We start from the raw sequence: 18,388 nt of genomic DNA, 5'->3' as shown, positions 1-18,388 counted from the left end.
CATGCCCACACCGAAACTGGAGTCGGTCGCCGTGCCCGTCGGCCTCGGCGGCGCCGTGCTGGGCCTGGCAATGGGCGGTTTCTGGCAGGTCGTCGCGAGCCAGAACGACGAGCACTGCGCCGAGTTGGAGCAGACCCATTCCGCAGGCGTGTGCAAGCTCGGGGCGCTCGTCTGGGGGCCGGAGATCGTGGTCTCCGCCGCCGTGGTCGGACTGCTCGTGTGCTGGTTCGCGCTGGCCACCGCGGAAGTGCGACCGAAGGCGCTGCTGGTGCTGGCCGTTCCGGTGCTGACGCCGGTGGCGGCGTTGCTGTTCGGAGCCTTCGGCATGCTGGGCTGGTTCCGGATCGTCGTCCCGGCCGTCGTGCTGGGGCTCGGGATGGCCGGCAGCGCCACTCTCGCGACGGCCCGCCGACCCGCCTCGTACCGATGGGACCTTCGTTACCCACCTAATCCCTGAGCCAGGGCGGGATCCACTCGGCCGTCAGCAGCCGGCCGTGCTCGGCCTCGTCGGGCAGCCCGATGCCCAGCGCCACCTCGAACGCGCGAAGCGCCGCGAGGTCCGGGTCGACGTCCGGTTCCTGATCGGGCTCCATCGGCAGGCCGGCCTCCCGCATCGCGTCGACGAACCGGTCCGGGTCTGCGCCGCTCCGCTGGTACGCGGCCATCGGCTCGAACGACGTCACCAGCTCGGCGTCCACGTAGTACGCGACGTGGCCCAGTGCCTTCTCGGAGACGTACACGATCACCAGCGCCTGCGTGTTGTCCGACAGCTCACCGCCCAGGCGAAGGCCCTCCGTGTGCCCGTCCTCGATGGCGAAGGCCCAGCCGTTGAACTCGCCGATGCGCATCCACGGCCATCGGGTCTCGCCGACGAGTTCCGTCGACGCCTCTTCCGGCGTCAGCTCCTCCGCCGTCTCGGAGTGCATGCCGAACTTGCGGATGAGCTCGGCCGGGGCCATGCCGTACACGAAGGTCAGGCAGTACGTGTTCGGCGTAGGTCTGGCCAGCAGCCAGCTCCAGTCGGTCATGATCGCGAAAGATACCCAGTACGGTCCGAGGTGTGGAGTTCGACGAGGTGGTCCGGCGGCGCCGGATGGTGCGGTCCTTCACGGACGAGCCGGTGGCGCCGGAGGTGGTGGACCGGATCCTGGACACGGCACGGCGAGGCCCGAGCGCGGGGTACAGCCAGGGCGTGGAGTTCGTGGTGGTCACGGACGACGCGACCCGGCAGAAGCTGGCCAGCACGGGCGAGGAGACGCTGGCGAAGTCGGGGCACAAGAACTTCGTCGCCCAGGCCCCGGTGCACGTGGCGATCTGCGTGAGCCCCGAGATCTACAAGTCGCGGTACCGCGAGTCGGACAAGATGGCGGTGGTGTCGGAGCTGACGGAGGACGAGCTCTGGCACACGCCGTTCTGGTTCACCGACGGCGGCGCGGCGCTGACGCTGCTGCTCCTGGCGGCGGTAGACGAGAACATCGCGGCGGCGTTCATCGGCGTGGAACCGGCGTTCGTGAGGAACCTCCTGGACATTCCGGACGACTACATCCCGATCGGGGTGGCGTTGTTGGGCCACGAGGCCCCGGACGCCGAGCGGTACGGGGACGTGTCGGCCAAGAAGCGCAAACGGCGTCCCCTCAACGAGATCGTGCACCGCGACCGCTGGTGACGGCTCACTTGGCGTCGGCATAGCACTCCACGGCGGCGATATCGAGGGGAAACCGGGCGGGGGTGTCGCCGAACACGACGCGGCCGGCGGTGGCGGCGGACTGCTCCAGCACGGCGGTGACCTCCGCGGCGTCCTCGGCCCGGCAGTGCACGATCACCTCGTCGTGCTGGAAGAACACCAGTTCGGGCCGGGCGCCCTCGACGCCGATGCCGGTGAGCGCGGGCCGGAGTGTCGCCAGCAGGGCCAGCGCCCAGTCGGCGGCGCTGGCCTGCACGACGAAGTTGCGGGTGAACCGCCCCCGAGCCCGGTTGCGGGCCCCGGAGTCGGAAACCTCCTCCACCGGCTCGGGATCCAGCGAACCACCGGTCCACCCCGACGTCGCCGGGGGACAGGTGCGCCCGAGCCACGACCGCACGAGCCCACCGGACTCGCCGATCTGCGCGGCCTTCTCGACGTAGTCGACGGCGCGGGGGAACTTCCGCCGCAGCGCGGCGACCAGCGCCCCGGCCTCGCCGCTGGTCTGCCCGTACAACGCGGCCAGCATGCCGATCTTGGCCCGCGGCCGGTCACCGCCGAACGCCTCGTCGGCCAGCGCCCGGTACAGGTCGCCGCTGTGCCCGGCCAGCGCCAACTTGTCGTCACCGGCCAGCGCCGCCAGCACCCGGGGCTCCAGCTGCCCGGCGTCGGCGACGACGAGTACCCAGCCGGGGTCGGCGATGGCGGCCCGCCGCACCCGCTTGTGGATCTGGAGCGCCCCGCCGCCGCGCGTGGCCCACCGGCCGGACACCACGCCGCCGGGCACGTACTCGGGCCGGAACCGGCCGTCGTGCACCCACGACGACAGCCACGCCCACCCGTGCGCGGTGTAGATCCGGTACAGCTCCTTGTACTCCAGCAGCAGCGGCACGGCCGGGTGATCGACTTCCTTGAGCACCCACGACCGGGTGGACCGCAGCTGGATGCCGACCTTCGCGAACGCCTTGAGCAGCTCCGCCGGCGAGTCCGGATGCATCTTGCGGTCGCCCAGCGCCTCGGCGATCCGCTCCGACAGCTCGCCCAGTTTGCGCGGTGGCAGCCCGTACGCCTGTCGCGGCCCCAACATCTCGGTGAGCAGCGCCGAATGCACGTCCGCACGCCACGGCAGCCCCGCGTGCCCCATCTCCGCCGCTGCCAACGCCCCCGCGGACTCCGCCGCCACCAGCAGCCGGAACCGCCCCGGCGCCGCCGTTTCGCCGATCCGCCGCAGCTGGTCGGCGTGCACGGCGACCAGCACCTTCAACGGATCCACCCCGCCCAGCGGATCCGCCGGCTGCTCCGCGTCGAACAGTGTCGGCTGCGTCTCCTTCGCCCGGATCGGCTTGTCCGCCGGCACCGGCCCACCGGTCAGCCGCGCCCACGCCGCCGGCACGCTCCGCGGCTCGCCCCACCGGCCGATGTAGCCCAGCAGCAGCGTCTCCGTCAGCTCCACGTCGTGACAGCGCTCGACCCGCACGCCGGCCGCCAGCAACCGCGGATAGATGTCCATGCCGTGCGCCCACACCCACCGCGGCGCCGACGCCCGCTCCAGCGAGCCGACGGCCGTTACCAGATCCGCCCACGCGCGCGGTTCACCCGAGGGCCGACCGTCCTCGGTCAGCTCCTGCGTCAACGCCCCACCTGCGTCGATGGGTACCACGGCAACCCGCACCCGACCATCTTGACAAGGACCCCTGACAATTCCGGGCGCGCCACAGTAGATCTTGGACGCAATTGTCAGCCGGGTATGAAACTCTTGAGTCGTGGCTTCCAGCGCATCACCGGGCCGGTCTCCCGCCGAGGCCTTCGCGGCGTCCAGGCGTCGCGCCGCCCGGCCCCGGCTCACCGACTTCGAGTCGGTGCTCTCCTTCGAGCTCGACCCGTTCCAGCGCGAGGCCTGCGAGGCCCTCGAGGACGGGCACGGCGTGCTGGTCTGCGCCCCGACCGGCGCGGGCAAGACGGTGGTCGGCGAGTTCGCCGTGCACCTCGCGCTGGGCCAGGGCGGCAAGTGCTTCTACACGACGCCGATCAAGGCGCTGTCCAACCAGAAGTTCGCCGACCTGACCGCCCGCTACGGCGCGGACAAGGTGGGCCTGCTCACCGGCGACTCCTCGATCAACGGCGACGCGCCGGTGGTCGTGATGACCACCGAGGTGCTCCGCAACATGCTCTACGCGGGCTCCTCGGCCCTGACCAACCTCGCCTTCGTGGTGATGGACGAGGTGCACTACCTGGCCGACCGGTTCCGCGGCGCGGTGTGGGAGGAGGTGATCCTGCACCTGCCGGAGTCGGTGAAGGTGGTCGGCCTGTCGGCGACGGTCAGCAACGCCGAGGAGTTCGGCGAGTGGTTGATCGAGGTCCGCGGCGACACCACGGTCGTGGTGGACGAGCACCGCCCGGTGCCGCTGTGGCAGCACATGATGCTCGGCGGCCGGATCATCGACCTGTTCGCGGACGACGGCGGCGCCGAGACCCGGATCAACCCGACGCTGCTGCGCCGGGCCGAGGAGCTGGGCCGCCACCACGTGCCCTTCAGCCACGGCCGCGGCCCCCGCGCCTCGCGCGCCCGCGGCGGCGGTCCCCGGTTCCGGCCGCCGTCACGCGTGGAGGTGGTCGGACGCCTGGAGCAGGCCGGTCTGCTGCCGGCGATCGACTTCGTGTTCAGCCGCGCCGGCTGCGAGGCGGCCGTCACGCAGTGTGTGCGGGCGGGCATGCGCCTGACCTCGCCGGAGGACATCGAGGTCATCCGCGGCATCATCGACGAGCGGACGAAGGACCTGCCCGAGGGTGACCTCGTCGTGCTCGGCTACTGGGAGTGGCGGGAGGCCCTGGAGCGGGGCATCGCCAGCCACCACGCCGGCATGCTGCCGGCGTTCAAGGAGACGGTCGAGGAGCTGTTCGTCCGGGGCCTGGTGAAGGTCGTCTTCGCCACGGAGACGCTGGCGCTGGGCATCAACATGCCGGCGCGCACCGTCGTCCTGGAGAAGCTCGTCAAGTACAACGGCGAGGCGCACGTCGACCTGACGGCGGGGGAGTACACGCAGCTCACGGGGCGTGCCGGCCGGCGCGGCATCGACGTGGAGGGCCACGCCGTGGTGGTGTGGCAGCCGGGCGTGGACCCGAAGCAGGTCGGCGGCTTGGCCTCGACCCGCACCTACCCGCTGCGCTCCAGCTTCCGTCCCGGCTACAACATGGCCGTCAACCTGGTCCAGCAGGTCGGCGCGCAGGCCGCCCGCGAGATGCTGGAGCAGTCCTTCGCGCAGTTCCAGGCCGACCGCTCGGTGGTGGGCCTGTCCCGCCGCATCGAGCGCGGCAAGGAGGCGCTCGACGGCTACGCGAAGTCCATGACGTGCCACCTCGGCGACTTCGCCGAGTACGCCGAGCTGCGGCGCAAGCTCACCGACCGGGAGAAGTCGCTGTCCCGGCAGAACAGCGCCAGCCGGCGCGCGGAGGCGGCGGAGTCGCTGGAGCGGCTGCGCAAGGGGGACGTGATCGCGGTGCCGTCCGGCCGGCGGTCGGGCATCGCGGTGGTGATCGACCCGGGCCTGGACCCGCTGGGCGAGCCGCGGCCGTTCGTGCTGACCGAGGACCGCTGGGCCGGCACGCTGTCGGTGGCCGACTTCCCGGCCCCGGTGGAGGCGCTGGGCCGGATGCGGCTGCCGAAGAACGTCGACTGGCGGTCGCCGCGGATCCGCCGGGACCTCGCCGCCAGCCTCCGCGACACGGGCATCACGCCGCCGCACCGCCAGGGCCGTCGCGGCCGTGGTGACGCGCACGACGACGCCGAGCTGGCGACGCTGCGCCGGGCCATGCGCGCGCACCCGTGTCACGGGTGCAGCGACCGCGAGGCGCACGCGCGCTGGGCGGAGCGCTACCACCGGCTGCTGGCCGAGACGGAGCGCCTGGAGCGACAGGTCGCCTCGACCACGCACTCCCTGGCCCGCGCGTTCGACCGCATCCGCAGCCTGCTGCGCGAGCGCGGCTACCTGGCGTCCGACGGTGACGGCGTCACGCCGAACGGCCGCCGCCTGGCCCGCCTGTACAGCGAGTCGGACCTGCTCGCGGCGGAGTGCCTGCGCAACGGCGTCTGGGACAACCTGACGGTGCCCGAGCTGGCGTCGGTGGTGTCGACGCTGGTGTTCGAGGCCCGCCGCGACGGCCCCAGCGACCCGCGCCTGCCCACGCCGGAGGTGGCCGCGGCGGTGCAGGAGACGATGCGGCTGTGGGCGTCCATCGAGGACGACGAGCGCCGGCACAAGCTGGACCGCACCCGGCAGCCGGACACCGGCTTCGCCTGGCCGGTGTACCGGTGGGCGCGCGGCGAGTCGCTGGAAAAGGTGCTCACCGCCGCCGAGACCAACGGTCAGGAGGTGTCGGCGGGAGACTTCGTGCGGTGGTGCCGGCAGGTGATCGACCTGCTCGACCAGCTTCGGGACGTGCTCGGCAAGGACGACGCGGTCGGCGGGACGGCCGCGGAGGCGGTCAAGGCGCTGCGTCGCGGGGTCGTGGCGATGGGCACCCTCTGAACGGCGGATTCGCGGTAGCCCCCGGGGTGGCAGCCTGCGGGGCGACACGCGATTGCCCAGGCGATTGGGACAGGGCGGCCACGCGGTGCCGCCCACCTGTGGTTTGATCGCGGCCAAGCGGCCGGATTTCGGAGTTGAGCAGAGCACGGAGGCAACAATGACCAGCCCGTACGGACCGTCCGGGGGCAATGACCCGCAGCAGTGGGGCCAGCAGCCCCAGGGTGGGTACCCCGGCACACCGTCCGGTGGCTTTCCGGCGCAGCCTCCGCAGCAGCAACAGCCCCAGTGGGGCCAGCAGCCCAACCCGTACGGCCAGCCGCAGACCGGCCCGCAGCAGCAGCAACCGGGCCAGTACCAGCAGCCCAGCCCGTACGGCGGCCAGCCCGCCTACCCGCAGCAGCAGCCCCAGCAGTTCAACCCGTACGGCCAGCCGGCGCAGCAGACCGCGCAGTGGGGCCAGCAGCCGATGCCCGGCCAGCAGCCACAGTGGGGCCAGCAGCAGCCCGGCCAGTTCGGCGGCGGCTTCCCCGGCGCGCCTGCCCCCAAGAGCGGCCGCCGCGGCCTGGTGATCGGCATCGTGGTGGTGGCGGTGCTGATCGTGATCGTCGTGGTGGTGCTGCTGGTCGCCGGCGTGTTCACCAAGAAGGTCTTCGACACGGCCAAGGTCGAGCAGGGCGTCACCGGCGTGCTGACCAACGACTACAAGCTCAAGGCCAGCGATGTGAAGTGCCCGGACGGCGAGGCCGTGAAGACCGGCAACACGTTCGACTGCACGGTGACCGTGGACGGCGCGCAGAAGAAGGTGACCGTCACCGTCAAGTCCGACGACGGCCACTACGAGGTCGGGCAGCCCCAGTAGCTCGGCACTCACGAAACCGGTACGACACGCTAAGTAGAGTCAAGATATGACAAAGCCGCCGCACGACATCCGCACGCTGAGCGGCGCCGACCAGCTGCGCGAGGCGAGCGCGCTGTTCCGGCGGACGCTGCACGACGCGCCGGCCGACGACGAGCAGTGGTCGCACGCGCTCGGCTCGTACGACGCGTCGACCTCGCTCGGCGCGTACGACGACACCGGCATGATCGGCACGCTGACCGCCTACGACAGCGTGATCGCGCTGCCCGGGGGCAAGACCGTGCCGATGGCGGCCGTGTCGCGGGTCGGCGTGCGGCCGGACCGGACCCGGCGCGGCGTGCTGAACGCGGTGATGCGGACGTTCCTCACCGGGACGTCCGCGCCCATCGCCACCCTGCGCGCGTCCGAGGGGACCATCTACCGCCGCTACGGCTACGGCGTGGCGACCCGGTTCCGCACCGCGGTCGTCGACACCGCCAAGGCCCGGCTGCACGACCGCGCGCCGGTCTCGGGCGACGTCAAGGTCGTGTTCGACCAGGACGAGGTGCGGCGGCGGGTGCCGGAGCTGCTGCGGCGGTTCGGCACGGTCCGCCCCGGCGGCATCCTGCTGTCCGACGGCTTCTGGAACCTCGCGCTGCGCCGCGACGGCAACGCGGTCCTGGTCGAGCACGACGACGGCGTCGCCGTCTACAAGACCAAGGGCATGCGCGGCGAGCACTTCGGCTGGTCGATGGAGATCCTGGCGATGTTCGCCGCGACCCCTGAGGCCACCGCGACGCTCTGGCGGTACCTGGTCGGCGTCGACCTGATCAAGCAGATCACCGCCGTCGGCCGGCCCCTCGACGAGGACCTGGACCTGTTCTTCGCCGATCCACGGACGGTCAAGTACACCGAGGTCGAGGACGAGACCTGGCTGCGGCTGGTGGACGTGCCGGCAGCGCTGGCGGCCCGCACCTACGGCCAGGCGGAGCCGGTGGTCGTCGAGGTCGTGGACGACGTGCTGCCGGCCAACAGCGGCCGCTACCTGATCGGCCCGGACGGCGCGGAGCGCACCGACCGGGACCCGCAGCTCCGGCTGGGCGTGGCCGACCTCGGCGCGGTCTACCTCGGTGACCGGTCGCTGACCCGGCACGCCGACGCCGGCCTGGTCGAGGTGTTCGACCGGGCGGCGTCAGCGGACGCCGATCGGCTGTTCCGGCTCGACGCTGCCCCCTGGTGCGGCACCTACTTCTGACAGGCTGGAAACTTCATGACCACGCTCGCCGGCTGGCGGCGCTCCGTCGATCGGATCGTGGGGCCCGACCGCGTGCTGGTGGCACTGCGGCGCGCCCCGTTCACCCTCGGTCTGATCGGCCTGCTGTGGCTGACGGCGATCGTGACCGGCAGCCTGCCCGGCGGCCCGCCGGGCAACCTGTACGACGTGGTCGCCGTGTCCTGGGACGACCTCGCCGACGGTCGGGTGTGGACGGCCGTCACCAGCGGCATGTGGTGCTTCGACCTCACCGGCTACGTGCTGACCACGGTGCTGCTGCTGGTGATCGGCGTGCCGGCGGAGCGGCGGCTGGGCGCCCGGCTCAGCATGCTCGTGCTGCTGGCCTGCCAGATCGCCGGCACGCTGGTGGCGATCCCGTTGGTGCGCCTGGTGTCGCTGACCGGCGAGCCGTGGACGGCGTCCATCATCGGCGACTCCACCCTGGGCATGTCGCCGGGCATCGTCGGCCTCGGGCTGGCGCTCAGCGGCCGGCTGGGCGCGCTGTGGCGCCGGCGGCTGCGGCTGTTCCTGCTGGTCGGCACCGGCGTGCTGGTGCTGTACTCCGGGACCGTCCAGGACGTCGTGCGGTTCACCGGCGCCGTGGTCGGGCTGGTCATCGGGCTGACGCTGCTGGGCCGGCCGGTCCGCGTGACGATCAACCCCTCGTCCCGGTCGGAGCGCAAGGTGCTGGTGGCGCTGCTGGTCGCGGCGACCGCGCTGGGGCCGATCGCCACCCTGTTCTCCAAGTCCGCCATCGGCCCGCTGGGCCTGTTGCAGATCATGTTCGCCTCGCCGGGCGTCGACGCCGAGTCGGTGGCCGAGAACTGCGCCAACGGCTTCCAGGACACCGTCAACTGCCGGCTGGTGACGGCCGAGACGCTGGGCACCGGCATCGGCTCCGCGGTCACCTCGATCGCGCCGGCGCTGCTGCTGCTCGCGGTCGCCGAGGGCCTGCGCCGCGGCCGGCGGTTCGCGTGGTGGCTGGGGCTGGTGTTCAACGCCATGCTCGGCATCAGCTGCGTCGCCTTCGTCAGCGGCTACCTGTACGGGACCGACGCCAGCCTCAACGACGTGATCCCGAACATCCCGCCGATGCTGCTGCCGTTCGCGGTGTGCGGGCTGCTGCTGGGGACCCGCGGCCTGTTCACGGTGACCGCGCCGAAGCGGACCTACCGCCGCCTGGCGGCCGGCCTGGTCGGCACCTTCCTCGCCACCGCGGCCGTCTACGTCGGCGTCGGCTACCTGGACCGGGCGCACTTCAAGCCCGTGCCGGACCTGGCCCTGCTGCTGGCCGACCTGCCCGAGCGCTACCTGCCGCCGGGCTACGCGCTGCTCACCGACATCGACTTCCTGCCCACCGGCGGCCTCGCGATCATCGTCTGGGAGTACACCGGCACGGTGTTCTGGACGGTGCTGCTGATCGGGCTGCTGATCAGCTTCTGGCGGGCCAAGCCGGTGCAGGACGCCGACGCCACGGTCACCGCCCGCAAGCTGATGGAGCAGAACGGCGGCTCCTCGCTGGCGTACATGACGACCTGGCCGGGCAACCAGTACTGGTTCACGCCCTGCCGCCAGGCGGCGCTGGCGTACCGGGTGTCGGCGACCGTCGCGCTGACCACCGGTGGCCCGATCGGCGATCCCGGCCTGCACCGCGACGTCGTCGAGGGATTCCAGCGCTTCTGCGCCGACAACGGCTGGACGCCATGCCTGTACAGCGTCACCACCGACGTGCGCGACGCCGCCGTCACGCTGGGGTGGCGGGCCGTGCAGGTCGCCGAGGACACCGTGGTTCCCTTGGCGGACCTGGAGTTCACCGGCAAGAAGTGGCAGGACGTGCGGACCGCGCTGAACAAGGCCGGCAAGGAGGGCATCACCGCCGAGTGGCTGTCCTATCCGGACGCGCCGCTGGCGATCACCGACCAGGTGCGGGCGATCTCCGAGGAATGGGTGGCGGACAAGGGAATGCCCGAGATGGGCTTCACCCTCGGCGGCCTGGACGAACTCGCCGACCGGTCGGTGCGCTGCCTGGTCGCGGTGGACCGGGACCGCACGGTGCACGGCGTGACCAGCTGGCTGCCCGTGCACGAGGACGGCGAGGTCGTCGGCTGGACGCTGGACTTCATGCGGCGGCGCGGCGCCGGCTTCCGCGGCGTCACCGAGTTCATGATCGCGTCGGCGGCGCTGACGTTGAAGGAGGAGGGCGCCCGGTTCCTCAGCCTGTCCGGCGCGCCGCTGGCCCGGTTGGACCGCGGCGAGGAAGTGTCGGCGCTGCAACGGATCCTGGACGTCACCGGCAAGGCGCTGGAGCCGGTGTACGGGTTCCGGTCGCTGCTGTCGTTCAAGGCCAAGTTCCAGCCCGAGTACCGGCCGCTGTTCATGGCCTACCCGGACGTGTCCGCGCTGCCGTCGATCGGCAACGCCATCGGCCGGGCCTACCTGCCGCACCTCACGGCGCGGCAGGGGCTGCGGCTGGTGGGCAAGCTGCTCAGGAACTGAGGTAGCGCACGCCCGTCAGATCCTCGGACAGGCCCCACAGCCGGCGGCCCAGCGCCGGATCGGTCGCCTTCGACGACGGCTTCTCCGGCCGCGGCGCGCCCTTGGTGCGCGTCAGGTTGCCGGGGCCGATCAACGAGCCGCCGGGCAGGTTCGGCACGGTCGCGGCGTACAGCGTGGGCATCGCGCCGCCGGCCATGTCCTGGATGATCGGCTTGGCCAGCAGGTCGAACACCGGGTTGCCGAGGCTCTCGCCGGGGTCCAGCGCGAAGCCCGGGTGCGCGGCGACGGCGGTGATGTCCCGGCCGACCAGCCGCCGGTCCAGCTCCAGCGTGAAGATCATGTTGGCCAGCTTGGAGTTGCCGTAGGCCTTGCCGGCCAGGTAGCGGCGCTGCTGCTGCGGGTCGTCGATGGCGAACGCGAAGAACTTGTGCGCCAGGCTGGTGATGTTCACGATCCGCGAGCCCGGCCGCAGCGCCGGCAGCAGCAGCCCGGTCAGCGCGAAGTGGCCGAGGTGGTTGGTGCCGAACTGGGCCTCGAAGCCGTCCTTGGTCTCGCGGCGCTTGGGCACCATCTTCTCGCCGGCGTTGTTGATCAGCAGGTCGATGTGCTCGTGCGCGGCCAGCACGGCCTTCGCCGTCTCCTCGACGTCGGCCAGATCGGCCAGGTCCAGCCGGACCAGCTCGACCTTGGCCTGCGGCAGCCGTTCCCGGACGCTCGCGATGGCCTTCTCGCCGCGCTCCGGGTTGCGGGCGGCGAGCAGCACGTGCGCGCCGTGCTCGGCCAGGCCCAGCACGGCGTGGAAGCCGATGCCGCTGTTCGCGCCGGTCACGAGCGCGGTCTTGCCGGTGAGGTCGGGCAGGTCGGCCGGGCGCCAGGGAGTCATGTCGCCAAAGTGGCACAGACTGCCACTTGGCGTCAAATGACAGTTTGTCGACTAGGCTGTGTCGGGTGACGAAGCTGTGCGGGCTGCGCGAGCGCAAGAAGCAGCAGACCAGGGCGGCGCTGGTGGACGCCGCGCTGGCGTTGTTCGAGGCCAAGGGCTTCGAGGCCGCCACCGTCGAGGAGATCGCGGCCACCGCCGAGGTCTCGCCCCGCACATTCTTCCGCTACTTCGCCGCCAAGGAAGCTGTGCTGCTGGCCGTGCACGATGGGGAGTTCGATCGGGTGGTCGCCGCGATCGAACAGGGCGCCACCCTGGCCGAGGCCATCCTCGGCACGCTCGGCGACGACCATGAGCAGTTCCGCCGCGTGCAGGAGCTCGTCGCCCACACCCCGGCCCTGCTCGCCACCTTCCTCGAACGGTCCGTCGAGCAGGAGCGCCGACTCGTCGACCTGCTGCTGCCGGCCGCCGCCGACGAGCGCCAGGTCCTGCGCACCCGGCTGCTCGTCGCCGCCACCTACGCGGCGCTGCGGGTGGCGATCGAGAGCTGGCTGACCACGCCCGGCTCCGACTGCGCCCAACACGTCCGCGACGCGCTGGCCATGCTGGAGCAGGGCTTGGTCGTCACAGGCTGAACAGGATGCCGCGCACGATCAGCGCCGCCACGAACACCACCGTGAACGCCAGGTCGATGCCGATGCCGCCGGCGCGGATCGGCGGCAGCACCCGGCGGACCGGCGCGATCACCGGCTCGGTGCCGGCGTGGGCGAGCGCCCGGGCGCGGACCGTCCAGTAGGGCCCGCGGCCGGCCATCGCCACCCAGTCCAGCACCATCCGGACGATCAGCAGCAGGATGAACAGCGACACCACGAGGCCGAGCAGCGTTGCGATCAGGCCCATCTCGTCTCCTTCGTCCTTTCCCCCTCAACGTCCCGGGCGATTCGGAAGTGTCCGGGTCGACCCTGTCGATACGCTCAGCGGGTGATCACCAGCGAGGTGGGGGAGCGCGCGCTGGCCAGGGCGACCTGGCGGCTCGTGCCGCTGATGGCGGTCTGCTACTTCTTCGCGTACCTCGACCGGACCAACCTCGCGGTGGCCGCGCTCACCATGAACCGCCAGCTCGGCCTGTCGGCGACGGCGTACGGCTTCGGCGCGGGCCTGCTGTTCGTCGGCTACGTGCTGCTGGACGCGCCGAGCAATCTGGTGCTGCACCGGGTCGGCGCGCGGGTGTGGATGGCCCGGATCATGGTCGTGTGGGGGATCGTGGCCGCCGCCTGCGCGGCGATCCAGGGCGAGGTCAGCTTCTACGTGCTGCGCTTCCTGCTCGGCGTCGCCGAGGCCGGCTTCTTCCCGGGCATGATCCTCTACCTGTCGTACTGGTTCCCGGCGGCGCGGCGGGCGACCGTCACCGGCCTGTTCATGATCGCGGTTCCGCTGTCCACGGCCATCGGCGCTCCGCTCGGCGGCCTGCTGCTGGGCCTGGACGGCACGTTCGGCCTGGCCGGCTGGCGCTGGTTGTTCCTGGTGGAAGGGCTGCCGTCGATCGTGCTGGGCGCGCTGCTGCTGTGGCTGCTGCCCGACCGTCCGGCCGACGCCCGCTGGCTCAGCGCCGACGAGCGCGCCTGGATCACCGACACGGTGGCGGCCGAGGAGGCCGCGGTGCCGGCGATGCCCGTGCGCCGGGCGGTCCTGCACCCGCGGGTCATCGCGCTCGGGCTGGTGTACTTCGCGATCGCCTTCGGCCTGTACGGGCTGGGTTTCTGGATGCCGACCATCCTCAAGACCAGTTTGGCCATCAAGGACAATCTGACGGTGACGCTGTTGACCGCAGTGCCCTACGCCATTGGCGCGATTGCGATGGTCTGGTGGGGTCGTCGGTGTGATCGGATCGGGCGACCTGTGCCCCACACCCTGGTCCCGATGGCCGCCGGTGGCGTACTGCTGGCCGTGACCGCCTTCCTGACCACCGCGCCGTGGCTCGGCTACCTCGGGCTCTGCGCGTGCGCGATCGGCGTGATGGCCGCGTTCCCCTGCTTCTGGACGCTGCCGTCCGCGTTCCTGTCCGGCGCCGCGGTGGCCGCCGGCATCGGTGTGATCAACTCCATCGGCAACCTGTCCGGCTTCCTCGGGCCGTACTGGGTGGGCTGGATGACCGACCTGTTCGGCTCGGCCACCTGGGGCCTGGTCACCATCGGCCTGGTCATGGTGGCCGGCGCCGGACTCGTGTCGAGACTGCGGACCGCCGCATGATCGAGATCGTCGACTACGACCCGAGCTGGCCGGCGGTGTTCGCTGCCCTGCGCGATCGCGTCGGCGACGCGTTACCGGGCATAGCCCGTCGCATCGAGCACGTCGGCAGCACCGCCGTGCCGGGCCTGGCCGCCAAGCCCGTCGTCGACCTGACGGTCGTGGTGGACACCCTGGACCACCTGCCGTCGGTGATCGGCGCGCTGGACCCGCTGGGCTACCGCTACGAGGGCGATCTCGGCATCAAGGGCAGGGAGTCGTTCGCCGCCCCCGACGGTGCGCCGCCGCACCACCTCTGCGTCTCCGCCGCCGACAACGCGTGTTTTCTCACCGTGCTGGCGTTCCGCGACTACCTGCGCACCCATCCCGACACCGCCCGCGCGTACGCCGAGCTCAAGCGGTTCCTCGCCGAGCGGTTCGGCGACGACCGTGTCGGCTACTCTGCCGCCAAGTCCGCCTTCATCACCCGGATCGTGGCATCGGCGCTCACTGATAGCTGACGAACTCCGGCTGCGGCTTCATCGCCAGCACCTCACCCGGGCCCAGCAGCGGGTGATCCTCGGTGTAGAAGAGCTTGAACCCCATGTGAAACCGCTGCGGATCGGCCAGGTTGTGGTAGACGTCCATCTTGGTCTGGACGCCGCCGAACCCGTCCAGGTGTTGCACCAGCGCAAGCTCCGGGTGCTCGGTGATCGCGTTCAGGTCGGTGATCATCGTGGACCGGAACATGTGCAGCAGCACCACCTTCTGCGGCAGGTCACCGCTTCTGGTCAGGTTCGCCGTCCAGTCCAGCACCTGGTTCACCTCCGGCACCTCGACGTGCCCGATCGCTTCGCCCGGCACCTTGCCCTCCGGCATCCGCCACTCCGCGTCCAGCGCCAGCCCCACGTCCGGTTGGGCGAGGAGGTTCTGCCACGGCTGAACCGCCGACAGGAAGTCCCGGTGTCCCGGTTGGATGTCCAGGATGAACAGCTGATGGTGGCTCCGCGCCGCGTCCAGGTACCGCTGGACTTGCGCCACCGCCACGTCGTGGCTGTACGCTCCCGCCGGGCCGGGAGAGTGGTCGGCCACCGTGGCGATGAACTCCATCGCCGGCTGCACCTTCCGGTCCGGCGTCGCAAACCGCTGCGCCGCCTGGTCAATCGCCCCGGCCGCCTGCTCCGGTGAGCCCTGCCCGAGCACCCCCAACGCCGAAGTGCCGGCGGTCCCGTAGTAGGCCACCACCCGGTAGTTCGGGAAAACCGTCCGCCCACCCAACGGCAGTTCCGGTGCCTGCGTGGTCGTTGCCGGCGGTGCCGTCGTCGTTGCCGGCGGCGTGGTCGTCTTCTCCGTAGGCTTTGCCACTGGCGCCGCAGCCGGCGAGTGTCCGCATCCGGCCATCACCGTCGCGAGCAGCGCCGCCGGCAGTACCTTCCCCAGTCGTCGGTGCATACAAGGGACTACCCGTGTCGCCGGGTTTCAGTCGCGGATCTGCCGCAGCTCCTCGATGAACTCCCGCGCATCTTGGCTGAGCTCGTACTCGCCCGCTTGCTCAATCGTGTCCGCCGTCTCCTGGATCCATCCCTTGGGAAGCCGGTATCTGTCGTACTTGAGCTGATGCACGACGAGATCGCGGAACGCGCGGAGGGTCTGTTCATCAGGCGGCGCGAATCCATCTGCTGCGAATCGCAGACAGGCCTTGTACTCGTCGCCTAACGCCGCCGGGTCGGCGCGCTGACCCGATGCCAGCCACAGCTCGATGAGTAACCGCGCGGCGCTCACCAGTCCTTTGCCTGGTATGTCATGGAACGTCATCAGCAGGTTGCCGAGCTCACCGGTGAACGGCTCCAGGTTGTGCAGCCCGATCTCTTGCAGCCGACCGCCGGCGAACTCAACCTCCGCACGCATGACCCAGTCGTTGTCGTAGCGGATGCCACACGGGAAGTCCCATTCTTCGAGGTCCGTGTCGAAGGTCCAGTGCGGATTGATTGTGTCTTCTGTGGCCTCATCGCCGGGGACAAGTCGGATGACTCGGGTGCGATTATCCCACTCGCGGAAGGTGGAGAAGGCGGAGGCGAGTGTGGTCCAGCCTTCTGACGGGAGCTGCGACCGCCACAGCTGGGCGGTCCGGGTCCACTCGATCGCGTGGTCTTCGCGGCCGGGGAACAGCTGGGTGCTGGTGAGTTCGCCGGCTGCCAACGCCGCCAGCACGAACAGGTTGGCCGAGTATGCCGCCACTCGCTCCGGCACTGGCAGCCTCGCCGGCAGGTAATCCAGTGGTGGGAAATGTCGGGGCATCAGCGCCACGTGGAACAGGTCCAGCAGCAGGGCGGTGATCTGGTCGGCGTCCGGGCGGCTGTCGAGCATGGTGCCGACGAAGTCCACGACGGTGAGCCGCATGGTGAGGGGTGTGAAGGACAGCAGGGCGTGCAGGAACTGGTCGTTGATGGGGCGCGGACGGCCCGGGGTGCTGGGGACGCGGGTGGCGGCGACGAGGTTGTCGAGTTCCTGCACTACCAACCGCGCGACGAGGAACTCGCCGAAGGTGGCGTGCAGGAACTCGTACGTCTTGAGGCGTTTCCGGTCGTGGGTGGCCTGGGCGACGTACACGAAATAGAACCGGCCGACCAGCAGTTCGGCGGGGGTCGGCTGGTCGATCAGCGCGGCCAGGTCGGGGGCCAGCTCGGACTCGGTGACCCACAACTGGTTGCGGTTGAACATGGCGAACGCGACCACCGACAGGTGCAGCATCTCCCGTGCCACCGCCTGGTCCAACTCGGCCTCGGAGAGCGAATCGCCGGCTTTCAGCACCTCTCGGCGGGTGAAGTTGGTGAGCAGCCGTTCGTAGAGGTCCGCCTCGTGTAACCGTTCCGCGTTGTGCAGGGCGTTGGCGTCGGAGTCGTAGAGCGCAAGTAGTAAGAGCAGCAACGGTTGTCGCGCCAGGTCCTCGTACCGCAGCGCCGTCGCCAACGGCAGCGGGCGTGCGCCACGCGCGGTCAGGGCGGCGGCGTTGCAGTCGTTCCAGGCACGCAGCCAGAGCTCGATCTGCTTGTCGTCAAAGGAATCCAGCAGCAGCGTGACGACGCCGAACACCGGCCGCGCCCGGTCGGCGACGGTCAGACGGCTGGTGACGACCACCGCGAGCGGGCGGCCCAGGTCGGCCTCGCGCTGCTGGAACGCGGCGATGCGCTCCAGGTAGTTGGACTGGCTCTGCCCGGTGGCCTGGAGCAGTTCGTCGAAGCCGTCCAGCAGCACCACCGGCATCGCGTCGCCGGCCGTCGCCACGAGCTCCGGCCACGTCGTGTCGGCACCGGTGTCGTTGCGAATGGTGTACTCGAGCTGGGTCTGGAGATCGGCGTCCGCCGGCACGTCGCGCAGTGGCACCCGCACGGTGAGGAAGTCGCTGGCCGGTAAGCGGGCGGCCAGCATCTGTGTGAGCAGCGACTTGCCCGCACCGGGATGCCCGAGCACCACCAGTGGCGCCTCCGCCGCCATTGGGGAGGTCAGGTGTCCGACGAGGAAGTCCTGGAGATCGGTGCGCAGCGGCTGCTCGTCCCACCAGTCGGTGCTGGTGATCTCGTCGAGCCGCGGCTGCCCCACCCGAAAGTTCGGGTTGACGTAGCAGCGCTCGATCGCCGGCTCCCGCATGTCCCCGAACTCCCGGCCGCGCCGCCGAAGCACGGCCTGGTGACTCCGGGCGAGCTGGACGCGTGTGCCTTCGGGATCACGGCCGATGCGCAGGCGTTCGAGTGACGTGGCCAGACCCGTGAACGCCAGCTCGACCTGCGTGCGGGTCGCCTGGTGGTCGAGCTGGTTGGCCCAGAAGGCGAACTCGGGGAAGTCCAGGGCCAGCCGGCGGAACATCTCCTCGTACCGCGCGACGGCACGATCCGGCACGGCGTGAAGATCGTCCTCGATCGCCCGTCGCGCCTCGGGGGACAGCTCCGCCCACATGGCCAGGCCCTGGACGAAGGTCTCCACCTGCAAGGTCAGCCGCATGTAATGCGCGCGCAGCGCGACCGCGTGCTGTCCTTGCGGCATGCTGGGCATCGGGATGGGCGGGGCGCTGCTCAGCAACTCGCCTTCGAGGAACGGAACCCCGGCGTCGACGGCGACGAGCACCTGCTCGGCCTTGGTCGGGCGGAACTCCGGCGGCATGTCGATCTTGTTCACGCACTCGAAGAAGGCGGCCATCACCGTGACCACGTTGGCCGCTTCCAACCTCCGGGTGCGGTCGTAGCGGTTGAGACCGCGGATTCGTTCACCGAGGCCACCGATCAGGTCTGTGCTCAGCTTGAACAGCTCGGCCTTCGCGTCGAACAGGCTGAGTGCGAAGACCGGGTTGAACACGGACGCCACCAGCAAAGCCCCGCCACACAGCTTGTCCAGGGCGGCGACCACCTTCGTCTCGGGGCCGCCGCCCAGCAGCACGGCGGCGTCCCGGTACGTCAGCCCACGAGCCATCCCCAGA

General features: G+C 70.8%; 15 protein-coding genes. 9 read left to right on the top strand and 6 right to left on the bottom strand.

Features of this window, described 5'->3' with window-relative positions:
- Position 1: 1 nt before the first annotated feature.
- On the top strand, positions 2-457 hold the full coding sequence (locus BCF44_RS38750; protein ID WP_116179485.1) for a hypothetical protein: 456 nt from the start codon (positions 2-4) through the stop codon (positions 455-457).
- On the opposite strand, the gene BCF44_RS38745 is transcribed toward BCF44_RS38750, so the two are convergent.
- On the bottom strand, positions 447-1,028 hold the full coding sequence (locus BCF44_RS38745; protein WP_116179484.1) for a DUF6461 domain-containing protein: 582 nt from the start codon (positions 1,026-1,028) through the stop codon (positions 447-449). The genes BCF44_RS38750 and BCF44_RS38745 overlap by 11 nt on opposite strands.
- A gap of 32 nt (positions 1,029-1,060) precedes the next feature.
- On the opposite strand from BCF44_RS38745, the gene BCF44_RS38740 reads away from it, so the two are divergent.
- On the top strand, positions 1,061-1,666 hold the full coding sequence (locus BCF44_RS38740) for a nitroreductase family protein (RefSeq protein WP_116179483.1): 606 nt from the start codon (positions 1,061-1,063) through the stop codon (positions 1,664-1,666).
- Between the two features lie 4 nt (positions 1,667-1,670).
- On the opposite strand, the gene BCF44_RS38735 is transcribed toward BCF44_RS38740, so the two are convergent.
- Complete coding sequence (locus tag BCF44_RS38735; protein ID WP_281283196.1) at positions 1,671-3,341, bottom strand: bifunctional 3'-5' exonuclease/DNA polymerase; 1,671 nt, start codon at positions 3,339-3,341, stop codon at positions 1,671-1,673.
- Between the two features lie 103 nt (positions 3,342-3,444).
- Here BCF44_RS38735 and BCF44_RS38730 point away from each other — a divergent pair, with 103 nt between their 5' ends.
- The 4 genes from BCF44_RS38730 to BCF44_RS38715 all read left to right on the top strand — a co-directional run bounded on the left by BCF44_RS38730 (position 3,445) and on the right by BCF44_RS38715 (position 10,811).
- Positions 3,445-6,207 carry a DEAD/DEAH box helicase gene (locus BCF44_RS38730; protein ID WP_116179481.1) on the top strand — a complete coding sequence of 921 codons (2,763 nt, stop codon included), beginning with the start codon at positions 3,445-3,447 and terminating at the stop codon, positions 6,205-6,207.
- Between the two features lie 157 nt (positions 6,208-6,364).
- Positions 6,365-7,066 carry a DUF4333 domain-containing protein gene (locus tag BCF44_RS38725; protein ID WP_116179480.1) on the top strand — a complete coding sequence of 234 codons (702 nt, stop codon included), beginning with the start codon at positions 6,365-6,367 and terminating at the stop codon, positions 7,064-7,066.
- 46 nt (positions 7,067-7,112) lie between these two features.
- Positions 7,113-8,297 carry a GNAT family N-acetyltransferase gene (locus BCF44_RS38720; protein WP_116179479.1) on the top strand — a complete coding sequence of 395 codons (1,185 nt, stop codon included), beginning with the start codon at positions 7,113-7,115 and terminating at the stop codon, positions 8,295-8,297.
- A gap of 15 nt (positions 8,298-8,312) precedes the next feature.
- On the top strand, positions 8,313-10,811 hold the full coding sequence (locus tag BCF44_RS38715; RefSeq protein WP_116179478.1) for a bifunctional lysylphosphatidylglycerol flippase/synthetase MprF: 2,499 nt from the start codon (positions 8,313-8,315) through the stop codon (positions 10,809-10,811).
- Here BCF44_RS38715 and BCF44_RS38710 read toward each other — a convergent pair.
- Positions 10,801-11,694: an oxidoreductase gene (locus tag BCF44_RS38710; RefSeq protein ID WP_116179477.1), complete on the bottom strand. Its 894-nt coding sequence runs from the start codon at positions 11,692-11,694 to the stop codon at positions 10,801-10,803. The two genes, BCF44_RS38715 and BCF44_RS38710, sit on opposite strands and share 11 nt — an antisense overlap.
- Positions 11,695-11,759: 65 nt before the next feature.
- Between BCF44_RS38710 and BCF44_RS38705 the strand changes: the two genes are divergently transcribed.
- A complete protein-coding gene (locus BCF44_RS38705; protein ID WP_211353417.1) occupies positions 11,760-12,326 on the top strand; it encodes a TetR family transcriptional regulator in 567 nt (188 codons plus the stop codon).
- On the opposite strand, the gene BCF44_RS38700 is transcribed toward BCF44_RS38705, so the two are convergent.
- Positions 12,316-12,591 (bottom strand): YggT family protein, encoded by a 276-nt coding sequence (locus BCF44_RS38700; protein WP_116179475.1) that lies wholly within the window; start codon positions 12,589-12,591, stop codon positions 12,316-12,318. The two genes, BCF44_RS38705 and BCF44_RS38700, sit on opposite strands and share 11 nt — an antisense overlap.
- Before the next feature lie 81 nt (positions 12,592-12,672).
- Here BCF44_RS38700 and BCF44_RS38695 point away from each other — a divergent pair, with 81 nt between their 5' ends.
- Both BCF44_RS38695 and BCF44_RS38690 read left to right on the top strand, forming a co-directional pair.
- Positions 12,673-13,941, top strand: coding sequence for an MFS transporter (locus BCF44_RS38695; protein ID WP_246016055.1), 1,269 nt, complete (start codon positions 12,673-12,675; stop codon positions 13,939-13,941).
- Positions 13,938-14,438, top strand: a complete 501-nt coding sequence (locus BCF44_RS38690; protein ID WP_116179474.1) for a GrpB family protein — start codon at positions 13,938-13,940, stop codon at positions 14,436-14,438. The genes BCF44_RS38695 and BCF44_RS38690 overlap by 4 nt, the downstream gene beginning before the upstream one ends.
- On the opposite strand, the gene BCF44_RS38685 is transcribed toward BCF44_RS38690, so the two are convergent.
- Both BCF44_RS38685 and BCF44_RS38680 read right to left on the bottom strand, forming a co-directional pair.
- On the bottom strand, positions 14,425-15,369 hold the full coding sequence (locus BCF44_RS38685; protein WP_147328789.1) for a hypothetical protein: 945 nt from the start codon (positions 15,367-15,369) through the stop codon (positions 14,425-14,427). The two genes, BCF44_RS38690 and BCF44_RS38685, sit on opposite strands and share 14 nt — an antisense overlap.
- Positions 15,370-15,396: 27 nt before the next feature.
- On the bottom strand, positions 15,397-18,381 hold the full coding sequence (locus tag BCF44_RS38680; protein WP_116179472.1) for an NACHT domain-containing protein: 2,985 nt from the start codon (positions 18,379-18,381) through the stop codon (positions 15,397-15,399).
- Positions 18,382-18,388: the final 7 nt, after the last annotated feature.

Origin of the sequence: Kutzneria buriramensis (assembly GCF_003387475.1) — a bacterium.
Taxonomy (GTDB): Bacteria; Actinomycetota; Actinomycetes; order Mycobacteriales; family Pseudonocardiaceae; genus Kutzneria; species Kutzneria buriramensis.
This window is presented reverse-complemented; position numbering and strand designations above follow the sequence as displayed.

What these genes read in the sequence shown, in the direction of transcription:
- BCF44_RS38745 (WP_116179484.1), bottom strand. Translation starts at nt 1,028, where the DNA reads ATGACCGACTGGAGCTGGCTGCTGGCCAGACCTACGCCGAACACGTAC.
- BCF44_RS38750 (WP_116179485.1), top strand. Translation starts at nt 2, where the DNA reads ATGCCCACACCGAAACTGGAGTCGGTCGCCGTGCCCGTCGGCCTCGGC.
- BCF44_RS38710 (WP_116179477.1), bottom strand. Translation starts at nt 11,694, where the DNA reads ATGACTCCCTGGCGCCCGGCCGACCTGCCCGACCTCACCGGCAAGACC.
- BCF44_RS38715 (WP_116179478.1), top strand. Translation starts at nt 8,313, where the DNA reads ATGACCACGCTCGCCGGCTGGCGGCGCTCCGTCGATCGGATCGTGGGG.
- BCF44_RS38680 (WP_116179472.1), bottom strand. Translation starts at nt 18,381, where the DNA reads ATGGCTCGTGGGCTGACGTACCGGGACGCCGCCGTGCTGCTGGGCGGC.
- BCF44_RS38700 (WP_116179475.1), bottom strand. Translation starts at nt 12,591, where the DNA reads ATGGGCCTGATCGCAACGCTGCTCGGCCTCGTGGTGTCGCTGTTCATC.
- BCF44_RS38690 (WP_116179474.1), top strand. Translation starts at nt 13,938, where the DNA reads ATGATCGAGATCGTCGACTACGACCCGAGCTGGCCGGCGGTGTTCGCT.
- BCF44_RS38685 (WP_147328789.1), bottom strand. Translation starts at nt 15,369, where the DNA reads ATGCACCGACGACTGGGGAAGGTACTGCCGGCGGCGCTGCTCGCGACG.
- BCF44_RS38720 (WP_116179479.1), top strand. Translation starts at nt 7,113, where the DNA reads ATGACAAAGCCGCCGCACGACATCCGCACGCTGAGCGGCGCCGACCAG.
- BCF44_RS38725 (WP_116179480.1), top strand. Translation starts at nt 6,365, where the DNA reads ATGACCAGCCCGTACGGACCGTCCGGGGGCAATGACCCGCAGCAGTGG.